This window comes from Chryseobacterium endophyticum, assembly GCF_056333165.1.
In genome coordinates this window covers 1-1,159 of the sequence record NZ_JBWGXE010000031.1, presented here as the reverse complement: position 1 = coordinate 1,159, position 1,159 = coordinate 1, and the positions used below count along the sequence as shown (strand labels likewise).

The following is a 1,159-nucleotide window of genomic DNA, read 5'->3' as shown; positions in this document are numbered from 1 at the left end:
AACTTGCCAAATGAAAAACAGGTAGTTAATTTTTCAATTGCTACGAATGACAATTATCGCAACAAACAGGGCGAGCGAATTGAACAGACCACCTATTTTGAATGTGTCTACTGGATCTCTCCAAAAGTTGCAGACTTTTTAACAAAAGGGACTTTGGTAGAATTAAGCTGAAGAGCCTACACCTCTGCATGGCTGGGAAAAGATGGAGAACCCCATGCAGGTCTGAATTTCCACACCTCACAGATCAAAGTTCACAGCAGTAGTAAACGAATTGAGAACAAGTTTACCGAATCGATTAAAAAAGTTAAGAGGGAAATTTCTGATTCTGATTCTAAGTCCAACGACAGCGAAAAAGATGATGAGCTACCATTTTAAGATCATCAAACAGAATTATCTAACAATTAAATATGAAAATCATGACACATCATTTAAATTTCAACAGCAGAACAGGAAAATATTCATTTTTCAGCGTAAAGGAAAAAGCATGGCACAACCTGGGGCAGATCGTACAGGATTACCCGACAAGTGAAGAAGCTATCAAATTTGCAGGACTAGACTACGAGGTTGAAAAGTCACCCCTGTTTACAAAGGGTGCGGGCATTGTCGAAAATACCAACGGAATAGAGATGATGGATTCAGAATTGGAAATTCCCAACTACTTTGCCAATATCCGCACCGATAATAACACCGTTTTAGGCGTAGTCGGAAAAGATTACCATATCGTACAAAACCGTGAAGCCTTTTCATTTTTTGATTCTATTGTAGGCGGTGGAGATGGAATCTTATATGAGACTGCAGGAGCTTTGGGAAATGGAGAACGCATTTTTATTACGGCTAAATTACCCGATTATATCCGTGTGGGAAATGGTGACGATATTACGGAAAAATATATTTTCCTGACCACCTCCCACGATGGGAGCGGAAGCATCACCGCCGCATTTACCCCCGTTCGAATTGTCTGTCAAAATACCCTAAATGCTTCTCTGAAAAATATGAGCAATGTGTTGCGGATCAGACATACCGCAGGAGCAAAACAGCGTTTGGACGATGCCCACAAAGTCATGGGATTAGCGAATAAATTAAGTAATGAATTGGAAAGCACGTTTAATCATTGGGCAAAAATAAAGGTCGGTGATGATGCTATGAAAAGACTGATCCA

Annotated in this window: 1 protein-coding gene and 1 pseudogene; both read left to right on the top strand. The window is 40.0% G+C overall.

From position 1 onward, the window contains the following. Positions 1–3: 3 nt before the first annotated feature. Positions 4–375: pseudogene (locus AC0N32_RS19780) on the top strand (single-stranded DNA-binding protein). A gap of 41 nt (positions 376–416) precedes the next feature. Then, positions 417–1,159: DUF932 domain-containing protein (locus AC0N32_RS19775; RefSeq protein ID WP_476395547.1), on the top strand; the 743-nt coding region annotated here is incomplete at its 3' end.